At 50.1% G+C, this 18,575-nt stretch carries 16 protein-coding genes; 10 read left to right on the top strand and 6 right to left on the bottom strand.

Annotation, left to right across the window (positions count from 1 at the left end; all coding sequences use genetic code 11):
• Window positions 1-126: 126 nt before the first annotated feature.
• A complete protein-coding gene (locus tag KSW37_RS09535) occupies window positions 127-1,710 on the top strand; it encodes a S41 family peptidase (RefSeq protein ID WP_217312924.1) in 1,584 nt (527 codons plus the stop codon).
• Window positions 1,711-1,946: 236 nt separating this feature from the next.
• Here the strand turns inward: KSW37_RS09535 and KSW37_RS09530 are convergent, their stop codons facing one another.
• Window positions 1,947-2,918, bottom strand: a complete 972-nt coding sequence (locus KSW37_RS09530) for a bile acid:sodium symporter family protein (protein WP_006848929.1) — start codon at window positions 2,916-2,918, stop codon at window positions 1,947-1,949.
• 102 nt (window positions 2,919-3,020) lie between these two features.
• Window positions 3,021-3,188, bottom strand: a complete 168-nt coding sequence (locus KSW37_RS09525) for a hypothetical protein (protein WP_006848930.1) — start codon at window positions 3,186-3,188, stop codon at window positions 3,021-3,023.
• A 3-nt stretch (window positions 3,189-3,191) separates the two neighbouring features.
• On the opposite strand from KSW37_RS09525, the gene ruvB reads away from it, so the two are divergent.
• The 3 genes from ruvB to ybeY are packed head-to-tail and all read left to right on the top strand — an operon-like array spanning window position 3,192 to window position 5,218.
• The gene (gene ruvB / locus KSW37_RS09520; RefSeq protein WP_117587145.1) at window positions 3,192-4,226 is read left to right on the top strand and encodes a Holliday junction branch migration DNA helicase RuvB; all 1,035 of its coding nucleotides are present in this window, start codon (window positions 3,192-3,194) and stop codon (window positions 4,224-4,226) included.
• A 52-nt stretch (window positions 4,227-4,278) separates the two neighbouring features.
• Window positions 4,279-4,764, top strand: coding sequence for a pantetheine-phosphate adenylyltransferase (gene coaD, locus KSW37_RS09515; RefSeq protein ID WP_217312925.1), 486 nt, complete (start codon window positions 4,279-4,281; stop codon window positions 4,762-4,764).
• Between the two features lie 19 nt (window positions 4,765-4,783).
• Window positions 4,784-5,218, top strand: a complete 435-nt coding sequence (ybeY, locus tag KSW37_RS09510; RefSeq protein ID WP_006848933.1) for an rRNA maturation RNase YbeY — start codon at window positions 4,784-4,786, stop codon at window positions 5,216-5,218.
• 156 nt (window positions 5,219-5,374) lie between these two features.
• On the opposite strand, the gene dusB is transcribed toward ybeY, so the two are convergent.
• From dusB to KSW37_RS09490, 4 genes are all read right to left on the bottom strand, one after another.
• The gene (dusB, locus tag KSW37_RS09505; protein ID WP_118065879.1) at window positions 5,375-6,364 is read right to left on the bottom strand and encodes a tRNA dihydrouridine synthase DusB; all 990 of its coding nucleotides are present in this window, start codon (window positions 6,362-6,364) and stop codon (window positions 5,375-5,377) included.
• 92 nt (window positions 6,365-6,456) lie between these two features.
• A complete protein-coding gene (dprA, locus tag KSW37_RS09500) occupies window positions 6,457-7,587 on the bottom strand; it encodes a DNA-processing protein DprA (RefSeq protein ID WP_217312926.1) in 1,131 nt (376 codons plus the stop codon).
• Window positions 7,588-7,695: 108 nt separating this feature from the next.
• Window positions 7,696-8,988 (bottom strand): DUF2851 family protein, encoded by a 1,293-nt coding sequence (locus KSW37_RS09495; protein WP_118191777.1) that lies wholly within the window; start codon window positions 8,986-8,988, stop codon window positions 7,696-7,698.
• A gap of 247 nt (window positions 8,989-9,235) precedes the next feature.
• A complete protein-coding gene (locus KSW37_RS09490) occupies window positions 9,236-9,640 on the bottom strand; it encodes an acyl-CoA thioesterase (RefSeq protein ID WP_217743447.1) in 405 nt (134 codons plus the stop codon).
• Window positions 9,641-9,802: 162 nt separating this feature from the next.
• Here KSW37_RS09490 and dapB point away from each other — a divergent pair, with 162 nt between their 5' ends.
• The 6 genes from dapB to KSW37_RS09460 all read left to right on the top strand — a co-directional run bounded on the left by dapB (window position 9,803) and on the right by KSW37_RS09460 (window position 18,247).
• A complete protein-coding gene (dapB, locus tag KSW37_RS09485; RefSeq protein ID WP_006848940.1) occupies window positions 9,803-10,564 on the top strand; it encodes a 4-hydroxy-tetrahydrodipicolinate reductase in 762 nt (253 codons plus the stop codon).
• Window positions 10,565-10,573: 9 nt separating this feature from the next.
• Window positions 10,574-12,022 carry a signal peptidase I gene (lepB, locus tag KSW37_RS09480; RefSeq protein WP_217743446.1) on the top strand — a complete coding sequence of 483 codons (1,449 nt, stop codon included), beginning with the start codon at window positions 10,574-10,576 and terminating at the stop codon, window positions 12,020-12,022.
• Between the two features lie 16 nt (window positions 12,023-12,038).
• Window positions 12,039-12,479 (top strand): S26 family signal peptidase, encoded by a 441-nt coding sequence (locus KSW37_RS09475; RefSeq protein ID WP_147350926.1) that lies wholly within the window; start codon window positions 12,039-12,041, stop codon window positions 12,477-12,479.
• 106 nt (window positions 12,480-12,585) lie between these two features.
• Window positions 12,586-13,296 (top strand): WbqC family protein, encoded by a 711-nt coding sequence (locus KSW37_RS09470; RefSeq protein ID WP_217312929.1) that lies wholly within the window; start codon window positions 12,586-12,588, stop codon window positions 13,294-13,296.
• A 649-nt stretch (window positions 13,297-13,945) separates the two neighbouring features.
• A complete protein-coding gene (locus KSW37_RS09465) occupies window positions 13,946-15,586 on the top strand; it encodes a hypothetical protein (protein ID WP_217312930.1) in 1,641 nt (546 codons plus the stop codon).
• Window positions 15,587-15,787: 201 nt separating this feature from the next.
• A complete protein-coding gene (locus KSW37_RS09460; RefSeq protein WP_217312931.1) occupies window positions 15,788-18,247 on the top strand; it encodes a hypothetical protein in 2,460 nt (819 codons plus the stop codon).
• Window positions 18,248-18,575 lie beyond the last annotated feature (328 nt).

The following is an 18,575-nucleotide window of genomic DNA, read 5'->3' as shown; positions in this document are numbered from 1 at the left end:
AGTGAAGAACGAAGAGTGAAGAATTCAAGTGCTTTCGGGGGGTAACCATTGAAAAAAGCGCTGTTAACTGTTAACCTGTTAACTCTTGAAGGATTTCTCTCTTTCATAAACTTTAAGTTTTAAGAAATGAAGAAATATCTATTTATTGCGCTCATGGCATTCCTGGCAGTAACTTCTGCCAGTGCCCAGCTGCGCATCAAGATGGGCAAGAACAGCCCGATAGAGAAGTTGGGAAGGGCTGAAATCGCCATAACCAATCTCTATGTGGATAGTGTGGATGAGAATAAGCTCGTAGAGGACGCCATCCGAGGCATGCTCGAGAAGCTAGACCCTCATTCTTCTTACGCCACAGCCAAGGAAACCAAGGCGATGAACGAGCCGCTGAACGGCAGCTTTGATGGCATTGGCGTGCAGTTTAACATGGTTGATGATACGCTGCTCGTTATCCAGCCGGTTACGAACGGACCTTCTGAGAAGGTGGGAATCATTGCCGGTGACCGCATCGTGGCTGTAAACGATACTGCCATTTCGGGCGTCAAGATGAGCAAGGAAGACATCATGAAGCGCCTTCGTGGTCCTAAGGGAACCACGGTGAACCTTACCATCGTGCGCCGTGGCATCAAGGACAAGCTTATCTTCAAGGTAAAGCGTGATAAGATTCCGGTAACTACGATGGATGCGGCTTATATGATTCGTCCGGGCATCGGATACATCCGATTGGGAAGTTTCGGCCTTACCAGTCATAAAGAGGTTACAATAGCGATGGATTCGCTGAAAAAGAAGGGAATGAAAGACCTTATCTTCGACCTTGAGGATAATGGTGGCGGTTATTTGCAGGCTGCGGCTCAGATTGCCAACGAGTTCCTGCAGAAGGGTGATCTCATCGTTTATACCAGTGGTCGTGCAGCGCCTCGCCAGGAATATAAGGCGCAGGCTAATGGCAGATGGCGCAAAGGCAAGGTGGTAGTGCTCACCAACGAGTTTACCGCTTCTGCCGCCGAGATTGTTTCCGGAGCCATCCAGGATCAGGACCGTGGTGTAGTGGTTGGTCGCAGAACCTTCGGCAAGGGATTGGTGCAGCGTCCGCTGACCTTTGATGATGGTAGCGAGATTCGTCTCACCATCGCCCATTACTATACGCCTAGCGGCAGATGCATCCAGAAGCCTTACAAGAAAGGTGACAGATTGGATTATGCGATGGATTTGGACAAGCGTTACAAGCATGGAGAGTTCACCAATCAGGACAGCATCCATCTTTCAGACAGTCTGAAGTATTATACCTTGCGCAAGCATCGTGTGGTTTATGGTGGTGGTGGAATCATGCCAGATTATTTCGTGCCGCTGGATACAACCAAGTACACCAAGATGCACCGTCAGCTGGCTGCCAAGAGCATCGTCATCAACCAGAGTCTGAAGTTCATCGATGCGCATCGCAAGGAACTCAAGAGCCAGTATAAGGATTTCAACAAGTTCCTAGCCACCTACGAGGTTCCTTCTTCGCTGATAGAAGGCATTATCGCCGAGGGCAAGAAGGAAAAGATAGAGCCGAAGGATGAGGCTGAATTAACTCAGACGAAGAAATACCTCGCCCTGCAGCTGAAAGCCCTTGTAGCAAGAGATATCTGGGATATGAGCCAATACTTCCAGGTTTGGAACGAGACCAATGAGATAGTTCAGCGCGCCGTGCAGCTGCTGACTACGGGAAAGTAATTATCCAAAAATCGGCTGTTAACTGTTAACCTGTTAACCCCGTGAGGTGAGTTTTAAGCAATACGCCCTGAAAGGGCAGAAGCTTCGTATTTGAAAGCTTTTGCCCTTACAGGGCGACTTCGTTATATCCCCATTATACCCAGGGCGCTGCCCTGGGCTAGGAGCTTCTGCCCTTTCAGGGCGTGCTGCTCAATCTTTGCTTCTGTTAGAATTCATAAATCCTTTTCCGAATTCATTTACTTCTTCTCATGCAGATGGTCCCATTTCAGATAGATTCCGGCAAGGATGGTACCGGAAATGCTGTGCCAGGCGCAGCTGATGGCGCAAGGCAATACGGCGAGAGGCTGGGCTGCGAAGAAGTTGCCAGCAAGTACCGTGGCAAGACCGGCGTTCTGCATTCCTACCTCAATACTGATGGTACGCTTCTTGGCAGTATTGAATCCGGCACATTTGCCGGCAAGCCAACCCAGAAGGTAACCTAGCGTATTGTGGCAGAAAACCACGGCGAAAGTCCAGAGGAAGAGCGATAAGCCGCGGGCTACGAGGTCATCATGAACCGTAGAAATCACGCCGCCTACGATGATTGCCAGACACGTAACGCTGATGCCCGGCATCAGACTTTGGATGGTAGGGAAGCAGTCTTTCTTGCCGTAAATATAGTTGAGGGCGCAGCCGATGGCTACAGGAATAATCGTTACGATGAGGATGTTGATGAACATTCCCACAGCATCTACATGGATAATCTCGCCTGCCGTAATCTTCATCAGCAGCGGAGTCATCACCGGTGCAAGAATGGTAGAGGCGCAGGTCATTCCTACGGAGAAAGCAACGTCGCCATGACACAGATAACTCATGATGTTGCTCGAAACGCCGCCCGGACAGCAACCTACCAGCAGGATTCCGAGTGCCAGGGCTGGATCAAGATGCCACACATGAACCAGGGTATAAGCCACGCCAGGCATGATGATAAACTGGGCACAGGCTCCGATGAAGACATCCAGCGGGCGCTGGGCCAGAATCTTGAAGTCGTTGGTGGTCAAGGTCAGACCCATAGTGAGCATGATGATGCCGAGAATGACGGTCTGAGTAGTTCCGCGCACCCAGTCAAAGGTATGTGGGAAGAAGAATGTGAACACTGCAACACCTATCACGAAGATAGATGTGTAATTGGCCAGCAGCTTGCTGAGCCCTTGAAATAACTTAAGCATAATTCTATTTCTTTTAAAATCCTGATATTTCTCTCTTATTTATTTCTTTCCTCGCTTTCAATATCGAGTGCAAAAGTACGTCTTTTCTATCGGATAAACAAATTATTCTGCAAGAAAATGATAAATTATAACATTTTTATAGGGTAACGCTTGCAAATCTGCACGAATCTTTTGGGATTGTGCAAAATCATGGGCAAAATAATTCGGCTTTTCTTCTTTAATTCCGCAACAAATGTGTAACTTTGCACCCATATTATCGATAATAGTCATAGAATGAACGAAGATTTTGATATAAGACAAGAAATGGTTTCGCCTGCCGAAAAGGAATTCGAGAAGGCGCTGCGCCCGCTGAAGTTTTCTGATTTCAGCGGACAGAATGGCGTGGTAGAAAATCTCGAGGTCTTTGTTGAGGCTGCCAAATATCGTGGCGAACCGCTCGACCATACGCTCCTCCACGGTCCGCCGGGATTGGGTAAGACCACGCTGAGCAACATCATCGCCAACGAACTGGGCGTAGGATTCAAGATTACATCGGGTCCTGTGCTTGATAAGCCGGGCGATCTGGCGGGAATCCTTACCTCGCTGGAGCCCAACGATGTGCTCTTTATCGATGAAATCCACCGTCTTTCGCCTGTCGTAGAGGAGTATCTCTATTCGGCGATGGAGGATTACCGCATCGACATCATGATAGATAAGGGGCCTTCGGCTCGCAGCATCCAGATAGACTTGAATCCGTTTACCCTCGTGGGAGCGACAACGAGAAGCGGTCTGCTTACAGCTCCTCTGCGCGCCCGTTTCGGAATCAATCTGCATCTCGAATATTACGACCCGGCTACGCTTCAGAAGATTATCAAGCGAAGTGCGATGCTCCTGAAGGTGCCGATAGAGGATGAGGCGGCAGTGGAAATCTCCCGTCGTTCGCGCGGAACCCCTCGTATCGCCAACTCTCTGCTCAGAAGAGTGCGTGATTTCGCCCAGGTAAAGGGCAACGGAACCATCACTTACGATATTGCCCAGATGGCTCTCAAGGCGCTCAACATCGACCAGTATGGCTTGGATGAGATTGATAATAAGATTCTCACCACCATCATCGACAAGTTCCGTGGCGGTCCGGTAGGCGTAAGCACCATTGCCACGGCAATAGGCGAGGATGGCGGCACCGTAGAGGAGGTTTATGAGCCGTTCCTCATCATGGAGGGCTTCATCAAGCGTACGCCACGAGGCAGAATGGCAACGCCGCTTGCCTACGAGCATCTCGGCAGAAATCCGTATACAAGCAATATTATGCAGGGAGATTTGTTTGAATAATGTTAAATGTTAAATGTTAAGTTGGGCTAACGCCTTTGAGGAATAGGCATTTATGAGAATCGGAATATTTACGGGTACATTCGACCCATTTACGATAGGACATCAGAACATTGCTGAGCGTGCCTTGCCCTTGTTCGACAAGCTCGTGATTGCAGTGGCGGTGAGCAAGCTGAAGCACGCCAGCGAGGAAATCTCGAAGCGTGTGGAGGATATTAAGGCTGTTTTTCCGAAGGAATGTTCGGAGTTGGTGGATGCGGAGGATGCATCTAAGGGTTATCGCCTGGAGGTGGTTTCTTACGATGATCTCACCATCGATTTGGCGCATCGCCTGGGAGCCAGGTTCCTGGTTCGTGGCGTCCGTTCTGCCAAGGATTTCGAGTACGAAAGAGAGCAGGCTGACATCAATAAGCAGTTGGGCGGCGTAGAAACCATCCTGCTGTTTTCTGACCCAAGATACAGCAGCATCAGCTCAACGCTGGTTAGGGAATTGAGGTTCTTCGGAAGAGAAGTAGATGAATTTTTACCAAAAATAAAATAAAAATAGGAGGAAGAAGCGTATGATAACATACAATGTAGACGGCGTGAAAATGCCAAAGATCAAGAAGCGCGACACCAGTGCCTGGATTCGCAAGGTAGCTGCCTCTCATGGCCGCAAGGTGGGTGAGATTGGCTATATGTTTGTAGATGACGAGAAGATTCTCGAAGTGAACAACGAGTATCTGGGTCATGATTACTATACCGATGTCATCACCTTCGATTATGATGAGGATGATGTGATTAACGGCGACATCGTGATTTCGCTGGATACGGTCCGCACCAATGCCGAGCAGTTTGGCAAGACCTACGATGATGAGCTTCACCGCGTCATCATCCATGGCATCCTGCACCTCTGCGGAATCAATGACAAAGGCCCTGGAGAGCGAGAAATCATGGAGGAGAACGAGAACAAGGCATTAGCCCTGCTCGAAGGTGCTTCGATATTGAAGAAGTAATATCCTCCAGTTTTAAGGGAAAAGTATAAAAAAACAGCTGTTAACTGTTAACCTGTTAACTGCGAATAAAAAAAGGGAGATTTCAACCATTATCGTTGGAGTCTCCCTTTACTTATCTTATGGTTTCGGCGGATTTGCCTTCCGCCGCAAGCAAGTTTAGATTTCTATTGCCTTGATTCTCTCCCGGCATTCTTTCAATATTTCTTTCAGTTCCTCCACGGTCGTGGCTCTCAGCATGGCGATTCTCGTCTGACGGAAATCGGGAATGCCTTTGAAGATAGGGGAGGCAGCAAGGTGACGACGGGTGTGGAGAATGCCTCTGTATTCGTCGATGCGCTCCACGTTGATGCGCAGCTGCTCCTCCAGAAGGTCAATTTTCTCATCCACGGTTAATGGAGTTGCGCCTGTATTATCCAGATAATCACGAATTTCCTTGAAAATCCATGGTCTGCCGAAGGTGGCTCTACCAATCATTACCGCATCTACGCCGTATCTTTCGAAGGCAAGCTTGGCTTCTTCCGGGGTCGTAATGTCGCCGTTGCCGATGATAGGAATATGGATGCGGGGATTGTTCTTCACCTCTCCTATGAGGCTCCAGTCAGCTTCTCCGGTGTACATCTGGCTACGGGTTCTGCCGTGGATGGTGAGCGCCTGGATTCCGCAATCCTGTAGCTGCTCGGCAAGGTCGGTGATGATGAGGTTCTCGCAATCCCATCCCAATCGGGTTTTCACGGTTACGGGCACGTTTACCGCCTTTACCACTTCTCTTGTAATATCCAGCATCAATGGGATATTTCGGAGCATTCCGGCTCCTGCACCCTTTCCGGCAACCTTCTTTACCGGGCAACCGAAGTTAATATCAATCACATCCGGCTTCGCCTGTTCTACGATTTTGGCAGCTTCCACCATATCCTCGGTGGTTCTGCCGTAAATCTGAATGCCCACAGGGCGCTCTTCATCGCTTATCGTAAGTTTACTGACGGTGCTCTTGATGCTTCTCACCAAGGCTTCCGCCGATACGAACTCAGTATAAACCATGGCGGCTCCGAATCGCTTGCAGAGCATGCGAAAACCAATATCTGTTACGTCTTCCATCGGAGCGAGGAAGAGGGGCTGAGGCCCAAATTCTATATTTCCTATTTTCATGAGTTTCGAGTGAAATCTTCTTATTCCTATGATGTATATCTTCTTTTTTGCGGCTGCAAAGTTACTGCTTTTTTCTGAAAATAAAGAAAATACTACTTCAAAAGATGATACATTCCCCCTGCAAAGGTCTTGATGACTCCCTTCATCTCCAATGTGAAGAGGAGGGAAGTGAGGCGAGAAATGTCGATATTCGTCTTTACGGAGATGAGATTCACTTGCAGGTCGTTGGTCTTGGAGAGGACATCTACGATGAGTTGCTCCTCGGGCGATAATTCCGGGAAGAGGCTACGCTCGATACCTTGCTGCTTGGCTCGCATCAGGGTTGCATCATCCTGCCAGCGCATGTCCTTCACAAAGTCCTCGGCACTGGTGATGAGCGTGGCACCGTTGTTGCGGATGAGGTTGTTGCAGCCCTCGCTGTAGTGGTCGCCTATCCTGCCCGGGAAGGTGAAGACGTCCCTACCGTAGGATTGCGAAATATCGCAGGTGATGAGACCGCCGCCGTGAGCTGCGCTCTCTATCAGGATGCAGGCATCCGACATTCCTGCCACGATGCGGTTGCGGCGCACGAAGTTTATCTTATCCGCGTTTGTACGGGTAAGAAATTCGGTGAGCAGTCCGCCCTGTTCTATCATTCTTGCCGCCGTTTCCCGGTGCTGACGGGGGTAGAGATCATCCAAGCCATGCGCCAGCACACCTATGGTTTCGTAGCCGTTGGCGAGTGCCTGGCGGTGCGCCACGATATCCACTCCGTAGGCAAGTCCGCTCATGATGAGCACGTTGGGTGAGAGCTGCTTCAGGTCGGTGATGAAGCGGCGGATGAGGTCTTCGCCGTAAGGCGTGCAGTGGCGGGTTCCTACGATGTTGATGACGCGCTGCTGGTTGAGGTTGGCGTTGCCTTTATAGAAGAGGATGAGGGGTGCGTCATCGCAATCCTTGAGGCGTTGCGGATAGCGGTCGTCGTTCATCGGAATGGGTTCTATTCCGTAGCGTATGTCGTACTCCAGTTCTTCCTCTGCGCGTTTTCGGGCTTCTTCGCAGTTCTGGATAGCGCTCACGAGTTTATCCGAGGCATCGGGGAGGATGTCTCTTAGGTTGTTCTTGTGTTCCAGGATGAGCGTAGCGGAGCCTACCTTTCTGTATAGCTCCAGCATTCCTGCCAGACTGAAGTAATTGAGCCTTGTTAAAAGTATAGTATTTAATATTTCCTGTTGGTCACCCATAATCTTAAAAATAATAATTAATAAATGAAAAAAGAATAAAGCAGCAGCAATCAGCAAGCATAGCTCCCTCTTGCCCCCGTTCCGAGCGATTCCATCGCTCGTCCCCCTTTATCTCTTCAAGTATTCGTAACCGATGCGACAGCGAAGGCATTCCTTCCTGTCGCAGTATTCCTTCTTCAGCTGTATGAGCGCCTGGCTATCCCCAGCGTTCTCTACCGGCAGACCGCATTCCTTCCACATCCTTACTATGTGGTTATTCTCGGCCTTCAGTTCCTCCAGGAAGTCGAAGGCGCGGTCGCAGTATTTCTCCTCGCCCCGGTGCCTGCCGTAGGCAAAGAGGATGGGAACCACGGTGTTGATGATGAGAAGATTGAGCGAGAAAGGGGAGAGATGCTTCTCGTTCCGGATGCTCGTGCTGCCGAAGGTATAATGGGTTTCCCAATACTCCGTAACGCTGGTTGAGAGCACCTGCTTCGCCTCCTTCACCGTGCTTGCCCCGAGCAGCTGGCTCAGCCCCGCACGGCGGTTATAATAAAGATTGGCTAACTGCGAGATGCGGATGTGGGGGAAGTTCTGCGGGCGCAGGCGCAGGAAGCGCCACTGCTTGTAATCCATCGGCTGCAGTGAGAATTTATGCGAGAGATAGAGATATTCGTTCCTCAATCGGGAGAAATATCCGTCGTTCAGCGCATCTTTCTGATATCTTTCGGGAATGGTGTTCAGTTCCAGCAGTCCGGCTTGCCCCAGAAAGATGGCTTCTATCTGGAAGAGGTCGTCGCGATGATGGTCTACGGCTCTCAGCGGCAGATGGTAAGCCCACTGCTCGAAGGCATCGCCGTTGATTCCGAACCCGTAGTTGCGCGCCAGGGTCACGAAGTAGGCGTTCTCCCAATCGCCGTTACATTGCTTTACGCGCGCCTCTATTGCATCGGTTTTCTGCGATAAGCGCTCGGTTTGCAGGGCGCTCATCCAACTGTGCACGGTGAGGCGGGTGAGCGATGGGATGATCTGGTAGCAGGGAGGATACTGGTCGATGCTCAGCAGTTCCTGATAATGCTTCGATACGTTTTCGGGGATGTCGAGCTGCAACTGCACGAGGGGTTCGCCTTTCGAGTTCTTTGCCTCCACATCGATGGTTCCGCAAACGTGCAGGATGACGTTGTCGTAGCGTTCATCCTTATCATGTCCGTGCACATACCAGTCGCTTGCCTTGTCATGAATCTCCACGTTTCCCACCCATAGGGTACCGTTGAGTTTGATTTTGGCATTGAAGAAATCGGGCCCTGCATTGCGGTTGTGCAGTCCGGGGTCAATTACTTCCACAGCCTGGTGCCAGGTGGTGGTGAGTGGGGTGAGTGGGAAGAGCTTGTGCTTCCACACGTAGTGAAGGAGTTGCTCCATAATCTTATGTTTAGTTTATAGTTTATAGTTAATAGTTTATAGGGCTTGACCTCTTGATGTGTGGGGAATCCTTGACGCATGGGGGTGAAAGTCCCGGGATAGTTGATAGCTTATAGATAATAGTTTATTGAGGGAATGGTGCAAAAAACAGCTGTTAACTGTTAACCTGTTAACCTTTTAGTTGGGGGTGCATCATCTTCCTGTCAGCAAGGATGCCCCTATTAACTATAAACTATCAACTATTAACTTAACTAAAGTATTTCTCGAATGCCTTGTCGTAGTCCTCGCTGTTGCTCAGCTTTCCGTTGATGAGGCAGACGAGTTCTACGGTTGCCTTGAGGCAGAGTTTCTCGTCCTTGGCACGGAAGATGTCCTGATGGAAAACATATCTCACGCCCTGCTTCTCCAGCCACAGACGCGAGAAGAATTCATCATCGCATTGCAGCGGAACCTTATATTGCAGGTTCATTCTCGCCACCACAGCATCCACGCCCTTGTTGTGCATTTCGGCAAAGCTGAGGCCGCATTCCTTCAGAAAGAGATGGCGGGTATGTTCCATGTAGTGCAGATAGTTGGCATTGTTCACGATGCCCTCAATATCGCACTCATAATCTCTTACTTCCATCTTCGTCTCAAATATATATCTGCTCATAATTTTCTCTTTTTTAGTTACTAAATGAGGCTAAAAGCCTTAAATCACTGCAAAAATAACCAAAATTTTCTATTTATTATTATAATAACAAGGATTTTTCAAGGTTTTTCGAAGAAAAATGTGTATTTTTGCCGAATAGAACAAATAAAAAAATAGATAAAGATGAAAATTGCTTTGATCGGCTACGGAAAGATGGGACACATGATCGAGGAGATCGCCCTGCAGCGTGGCCACGAAATCGTTTGTAAGATTGACGTGAATAACCCTCAAGACATCGACAGCCCGGAGTTCTGCTCTGCCGATGTTGCCATTGAGTTTACCAACCCTACTGCCGCCTACGGCAACTATCTGAAGGCTTTCTCTCACAACGTGAAGGTGGTTTCAGGTTCTACTGGTTGGATGAAAGACCATAAGGAAGACGTGGAAAAGCTCTGCGCCGACGGTAAGCAGACCCTCTTCTGGGCCTCTAACTTCAGCATCGGTGTGGCTATCTTCTCTGCCGTAAACCGCTATCTGGCTAAAATCATGAATGGTTTCCCACAGTACTCTGTATGCATGCAGGAAACCCACCACGTGCATAAGCTCGATGCGCCATCAGGAACAGCCATCACTCTTGCCGAGGAAATCATCGACAATATCGACCGTAAGAAGGATTGGAAGCGTGGCGTAACCTATTGGACTGAGGATGGCCATCACGATGAGGGCGATGCAAACATCACCGATGAGGATTTGGTTATCAACTGCGTACGCGATGGTGAGGTTCCAGGAATCCACGCCGTGATGTACGACAGCGATGCTGATATGATTACCATTGAGCACAGTGCCCACTCACGCAAGGGCTTCGCCCTGGGAGCCGTTCTCGCAGCTGAGTTCACAGCCAACCATTCCGGCTTGCTCACTACATCAGATTTGTTTAAGTTCTAAGCAGAAGTTATGATAGATAAACAGAAACAAAAACTCAATATGAAGGTACAGTGGGTGAAGTTCGCAGTGGTTCTCGCCCTCTATCTTCTCTTTCTGGTTTGGGTAGAAAGCTGGCTGGGACTCATTGTGGTTCCGTTCATCTTCGACGTTTACATCACCAAGAAGATTCACTGGCAGTGGTGGAAGGATGAGGAAGGTCCTATCCGTTTCATCATGAGCTGGGTAGATGCGCTGGTGTTCGCTCTCGTAGCGGTTTATTTCATCAACCTCTTCTTCTTCCAGAACTATGTGATTCCGTCTTCCTCTCTCGAAAAGAGTCTCCTCACGGGCGATTATCTCTTCGTGAGCAAGGTAAGCTACGGTCCTCGCATTCCTGAAACTCCGCTCACCATGCCGCTCACCCAGCACACCATGCCGCTGGTCAACGTGAAGAGCTACATTGAGTGGCCTCACTGGGATTACCGCCGCGTGAAGGGATTGGGCAACGTGAAGCTCAACGACATCGTTGTGTTCAACTATCCTGCAGGCGATACGCTCGTCAATGAGGAGCGCTATCAGGCGAATGATTACTATCAGATGGTTTACAGCATCGGCGACCAGCTGATGCAGCAAAACGGACTGGAAAAGGATGTGCGCGCGATGAACCCATTGCAGCAGCGCCACTATTTTGAGCAGGTTTATGCTACAGGACGCAACTACATCAGCAGTATGCCGGGCGAATATGGCGACATCATCAGCCGTCCTACCGACCGCCGCGAGAACTATGTAAAGCGATGCGTAGGCTTGCCTGGACAGACCCTGCAGATCAAGAACCGCATCGTTTATCTGAACGGAAAGGCGAATAAGGAGCCTGACAACGTGCAGTATACTTATAAGATGAAGCTCAAGGGCGAGTTCCCAATCGACCTTGCCGATGAGTTGGGAATCACCAACGAAGACCTGCTGATGTATAATCAGAGCGGCGTGATTCCACTCACCAAGAAGGCTTACATGGCGCTGAAGGCGAACAGAAACCTTGTAGAGAGCATCTCTATCAATACGGATGCAACCTATGGCGACCTCTATCCGCTCAACGCCTATACCGGCTGGACAAGAGATAATTACGGTCCGGTTTGGATTCCGAAGAAGGGCGAGAGCATCGCTCTGACGCTGAAGAACCTGCCTGTATACGAGCGCTGCATCAAGGTTTACGAGGGCAACGACCTGAAGGTAGACAACGCTGGCCGCATCTTCATCAACGGCAAGCAGGCGAAGAGCTACACCTTCAAGCTCGACTACTACTGGATGATGGGCGACAACCGCCACAACTCAGCCGACAGCCGCTACTGGGGTTTCGTGCCTGAGGACCACATCGTGGGCAAGCCTATCTTCATCTGGTGGAGCCACAGCCCTGATCATCCGGGCTTCTCGGGCATCCGTTGGAATCGCCTCTTCACTTTCGTAGACAATATTAAGTAAGAAAAAGAAATAAGAATTGAAGACTGCCGTCAAATTCCTAATAGCATTGGTGTTGTCGCTGCTCCTGGCTTGGGCAGTGCGCACCTATGTTTTCACTATCTTCTCGGTGCCTCAGGGTGGGCTTCCGCCCCAGCTGAAGGCAGGCAACCGGGTGATAGTGAACAGGATTGACTGCGAAAATTTCGGGCGTGGCGATGTGGTTGTATTCACCGATACGGTGGTTTACCAGCCCAAGAACCAGCGCCGCAAGCGCGTCTTCGAGTCTCATTTCATAGGCAGGATAGAGAAGCTTCCGGGCGATACGCTGCGCATTGACACCGTGCAGTTTGTCATTCCAACCATCTGCTGCAAGCGCTGCGGCTGCAAGGATTGCCGCTTCTATCTCTTGAAGACGCCAACCGGCCAGCAGCTCGTTCATAAGCACCAGATGATAGGCAAAGCCCATAAGCTGTTCTAGCTCCCTCGCGCCTTCGGAAGCTTGTCCCCCGTCTGCCCCCGTTCCGAGCGATTCCATCGCTCGTCCCCCCCCTCTTCATCATTAACCCTTCATAACAAAGCAGAAATTGAAAGCCCTTCTTTCTTCCACATATTTCGGCCCCATCCAGTGGTACCAGAAGCTGAACCGCTACGATGAATGCCTGATAGAGCGCCACGAGAGCTTTATCAAGCAAACCTATCGTAACCGTATGATCATCCCTACCACCAACGGCCCCCTCTCGCTCACCATCCCCACCAATCACGACATCTCTCTGTCGATGAAGGACATCCGCATCTCCGACCACGCCAACTGGCGCCACGTCCACTGGAATGCGCTCCTTTCCGCCTACGGCGAGAGCCCATTCTTCGAGTATTACCAGGACGACATCCGCCCCTTCTACGAGAAGAAATACGAGTTTCTCTTCGATTTCAACATGGAGACAACCGCGAAGATGATAGAGCTCCTCGACATCCGTCCGAAGATAAGCGTTACTGACGAATACGTTTTAAGTGAAGAACGAAGAGTGAAGAGTGAAGAAACAACGTTCGGCGACCGAAGGGAAAGCCAATTCGATAGCCCTGAGGCGCAAGCCCAATTCAACATTCAACATTCAACACTCAACACTCCAATTAAGGATTTCCGCGATGCAATTCGTCCCAAGAAACCGCTCCCTGACCCCGAATTCGAGTCGAAGCGCTATTACCAGGTTTACGGGCAGAAATACGGTTTTCAGCCCAATATGAGCATCCTTGACCTCCTTTTTAATGAAGGTAATGAGGCGATATTCTTCCTATAAGAGAAGAGTATCGCCTTGTTGCTTTTCTTTAGTTAACAAAACTTACTCATGGTTTTCTGCCCCGCAACTCATAGTTTTCCGCTCTAAAGCCCTTTTTTCTGCATCGCGATGCATTCCCCGTTCCGTCGCAATGCAATATTTCTTCCCTCGCGATGCATTATCCATCCCCTCGTGAGGCATCATTTAGCCCCCTTTCCAGCCATCATTTATGCCTCGCCTCAGTCATCATTTATGCCTCGTGTCAGCCATCATATAAGCCCGTAAAACGGGCTGTAGCAGGGAGTTTGAGCTTTTTTCTGCCAAGGCTCAGCCAGTCTTCTTTAACAGGCATCGGGAGAGGAGGGCGTTCTGATGGGAGAGGAGCGTTCTGAGAGGGAAAGGTTAACAGGTTAACAGTTAACACCCCAAAAATGCATACTTCCATCCACACACTTATATAAAAATAAGTATATATATATTATTATATAATAAGGTACGCGAGGGGGACCATGCAAAAAACGGCTGTTAACTGTTAACCCTGTTAACCCCCTCGGCTTCTCCGTCCCCTCTTTTAGGAAATTTAAACAAGAATACTTGGTGGTTTCACCGAAAAAACTTACTTTTGTAACCTGACTGCAAACAAACGTAAAAACAATAATAACACCATAAAATGAAGAATCTCACATTCCATATCGTAGGACTCACCCATAATGACGTGAAAGGCCATGAGGTAGAGTATGCTAAAGAAGCAGAGGGAAGAACCATCTGCCTCGTACCCGATGACGCCAACACCTTCGACATGCTGGCGGTGAAAGCTTATGACAAACAGCAGCTCATAGGCTATGTTTCAGCCCTGGAAGGCGAGGACGTGCGCGCCCTCATCATCGCCCGCAAGGAGCGGAACCTGCGCACCCGGTGCATAGGCTGCAACAGTAAGAATGAAGGCGATAAGGCTGGATTGCAGCTCATGGTGAGGGTGCTCTCTGATGTTTCTGATGAGGAGATGGAGCAGGCGCGCCGCGAAATATATGATGATAAGATTTATGATGACTGGCAATACTCCGGTCCTGTGCTGCCCATCGAACAGCTCACCCGCTTCAGCGACTGCACCATGATGCTCGAAGGCGTCATCAACAGCATCATCCGCCTCAGGAATACGCTCTCTGAAGGCGCTTCGGATAAGAGCTCTTCTGTATCCGATAAAACCTCTTCTGGGGCGGAGAACAGTTCTCTTGATAAAGAAACTGAGGCGATGCTGCGCGAGGAACTTTCTGATTGCCTTTCTGAGGCTAGAGAGCGGCTCTGCAGTTTCCTCGAAATCCAGCGCAGCGATTATTCCCGCGAAATGACGCAGGCCAGAAACCGCATCCTTCATAAGCTGGAGCAGATAGATGATGATGAACTGCAGCGCCTCCGGGCCGTTCTGCTTACCGAGATGGGATTCATCACCAGTTCGGCTTACCGCGAGCGTGCGGCCTATTCTTTCTTCGTAGAGGCCCCGAATGCCATCAAGAAGAAGCAGACGGGCACCTATGATTATAAAGACCAGCTGGCGGTAATAGAACAGCAGCTGCACGCCTTCCCTCACAATCTCTACCCAACATTCAAGGCCGACCCGGTAGATTTCCTCCGTCAGGTGTTCTATAAGCGTGTGCCAAGAAAGAAGATGCTCCAGCTGCTCTCGGGCATCGTGCTGATGATTATGAACGGCAGGGTGAACGATGTGAAGCAGTGGGGCAAGCACGGCGATGAGGAGTCGCTGAAGGCGATGAAGGCGGTGGGTGCCAAGCCTTCGAACGAAGTGAAGAAAGAAAAATTCATGGAACTGGTTGATTTGGTAATTCCGAAGATAGCGGTTTATAAGAAAAACGGCTGTCCTGAATTGCTGGTGAAAAAGCAATCCGACTGGTTCCCTGTGTTCCGACTCTTAAACGGGTGGGGGCTATTCGATATGGGAGCTCCTACAGCCTTCTGCAAACATCTGGCCCACCTGTATGAAAAACTACCTCCGGAGAATACGGAGCGTGCTCCGCTCTGCAAATGGAAGGATCTTGCGCAGGTGAAATCTGCACCTTTCGAATATGCGGCTCTGGAATGGTGGAAACTTGATTCAGGTGAGTTGGGCTCGGTAAGCAAGGAAAGATTCAATCGTTATTGCGATATTGTGAATGCTTTCAAGATGATTTTGGGAACAACAGCCTGTTCGGAGAATGTGAACTTGAGGGAAATCTTGCCGAAACTGGTGGATGAGAAAGTGCCAACCTCGAACACCATGAAAGATGACGAGATGATGACGAGAGATGGTAGCTAGCGGGGTATTAATATACCCCTCTTATACCCTTTGTTTATTCTTTTATACCTTTTTATACCCCTCTTTATACCCCTGCTTTTTTGCTCGAGTAAACTCTTGCATATGTCACTTTTTTTTATTATCTTTGCACCGCTTTTCTGAATGAAAGGCGGCAGGTTTCTGCAAAGAGCCTGTCTTTTACAACTAAAAAAATATAGATTTATGACACAAAAATCATTAACCTTTGATGAATGCAAGCAGCTCAGCAGCCGAATCATCGCAATGAACCCTAACCGCAGAGCGAACATGGGACAGATTTCATCCCATCTCCTCGATTACTACACCGAGCTTACCAAGCAGCCTTGGCTCGCACAGCTCGTTGGTCAGATTCGTGACCTCACCGCCCAGCAGGAGGAGATGAAGGCGGGTGAAACCTACCAGCAGCTCGACCGGAAGATTTCTGACCTCAAGAAGCAGCTGCCTTTCCGCTCACCTCACTACTTCCACTTCCTCGAAGACCATCGCGCCCAGAAATTCATTGACCCAGAGGCCTTCACCTTCCAGACAACCGTAGACATTGACAATCCTGAGGAGGTTGAGCCGGCGGTGAAGAACGCCCTTCTGCTGAACGGAATGTTTGATGAGCCTACAGAGAAGCTCTTCAGAGAAAAAATCTTCTCAGCCGAAGACATCGAACTCTGGAATGGAAAGGTGCTCCACATCGAGCGCTCAGCCCGCAACAAGGCCCACATCGACATCCGCATCCCAGTAGGAATGACCATCGCTGAGGCTCAGAGTGCCTTCTGCAAACTCATCCACGCCACCGAAGACCCTAGCTGCGTAACCCCAGAGCGCATTATCTTCATCACCGATGCGGCAAGCCAGATTTATACTGCCAATGACTGGTACAAGCGCCTGGATAAGGAGGCTGTGGCTGAATACCGTGAGGCTTACCGCAAGAGAGGACTGGATATTGACGGACGTCCGCTGGATGTAGACTTCGAACCCATCGAGAGCGAGGAGGAGAAGGCGAGAAGGGCTGCCAATGCCGTGCAGTATGAACAGACCTACGACGGCGTTCCTTACGAGGAGATTGTGAAGGCGCTGGTAGAGCTGATGGGCGGCGCTCCTGTCCACGGCAACCGCAACAACTTCATTTATCGTGAAGCCTGCCTGCTGAGATACATCTGTAATAGTGAGGCGGCTTGGATCAAGCAGGTAATAGAAACCTTCGGAGAAGACGAGGCGAAGGCGTTCGCCACAGTAGAGAATGCCTGCAAGGTGGCTCAGTCTACTGCGATTCCGGATTTGGTAAAGCAGGCTGTAGAGACTGCCCGCAAGAATCATCTTGCCAAGCAGGCCACCGAGAAGGCGGGAATCTATGCCGATGTTCCGCCTCAGATGCCTGCCCGGTTGCCTAAGCTCATCAAGTTGCTCACCAGCAAGGTGCCAGCCGATTTCAAGCCAGCTGTGGCGATGGCGGTCTTCCCTCCGCTTGCCGCTCATCTCAAGGGCGTAACCTTCCGCTACACCGATAATCAGGTGCACGAGGCGGCGATAATGAATCTGCTCATTGCAGCCATGTCGTCAGGCAAATCGCTCGTCAACGGACCAATTGACTGCATCATCGAAGACCTGGTTCAGATGGATAAGGTGAACCGCCAGAAGGAGCAGGACTGGAAGGACGAGGTGAACACCATGGGCGACAATAAGAAGAAACCTGTGCGCCCGGAAGACATCTGCATCCGCATCGTTTCGCCCGACCTTACCCGCGCTGCCTACATCCAGCGTCTCGACGATGTGCAGAAGGCTGGCGATGCTTATCTCTACTGCAAGATGGACGAGGTAGACATGCTCAGGAAGTTTAACGACCCTAGCCAGCTGATTCGTCTCTGCTGGGACAATTCTGAGGACGGTCAGGAGCGAGTAGGCACCAAGAGTGTTACAGCCCGCGTAAAGACCCGTTTCAACTGGAACGCTTCGAGCACCATTGCCGTTACGCAGAAGTTCTTCTCGGTTCGTGAGGTGGCTGATGGAGCCGTGAGCCGCCTGTCGCTCGCCACCATCATCCGTCCCGATTTCGCTCCGCGTCCGGAGGTGGGCAGTTATGATGTGCAGTTTAAGTCGCAGCTTTCTCCTTACATCCAGCAGTTGAATGCAGCCAGCGGTTTCAAGGAGTGCCGTAAGGCCCGCCAGCTTATCGAGCGCCTGGAGAATGAGATTATGGAGATGGCTCAGTTGGCTTACAACAAGCCTTACGCCGAGTTTGCCAAGCGTGGTCTGGCGAATGGTTTCCGCCGCGCAATGGTGCTTTATCTGGCGAATGGCGAGAAGTGGGAGAAGGCGATGGAGGATTTCATCGTATGGAGCGTGAAGTATGATTTGTGGTGCAAGATGCGTTTCTTCGGCAATCAGATGCAGGAGGCAATAGATGCAGATAGCCGTTCTATCTGTCATACTCCGGGCGTGAGCAATCTTCTTCTCTTCGTTCATGACACCTTTGATAAGACTGAGATTCAGAACATCTGTCAGGTTCATGGCACCAAGACGAAACTTGCCATCCTGCTGTGCAACTGGAAGAAGCGTGGTTTCATCATGAAGAACGAGGACGGCACCTACACCAAGACCGCCCGTTTCATCGCCAAGTATGGGCACTACGGAACGCCAGGAGTGGCTGCGTAGCGGCGAAAAAGGAGTGGGCGTGGTGAAATGCCACGTCCCTCACGCTTTAGCCGCACGCCCTGAAAGGGCAGAAGCTCCTAGCCCAGGGCACCGCCCTGGGTAATAATGGATGTACGCCTGTCGCCCTGAAAGGGCAAAAGCTTTAAAAATAGCCCGTTTTCGTAACGGGAATGTAAATGTCCTTGACCTTAATCAAGAAAAAAGGGCTTTTTGAAACATTTCTCCTAAAATGTTTGTGTGCGCACACAAAAAGTTGTACCTTTGCACCAGAAAGTGTGTCCTGAGACAGAATGAAGTCAGATATTGGCTATATTTGATAGATTTCTGT

The organism is Segatella copri (assembly GCF_019127135.1).
Lineage (GTDB): Bacteria > Bacteroidota > Bacteroidia > Bacteroidales > Bacteroidaceae > Prevotella.
This window is presented reverse-complemented; position numbering and strand designations above follow the sequence as displayed.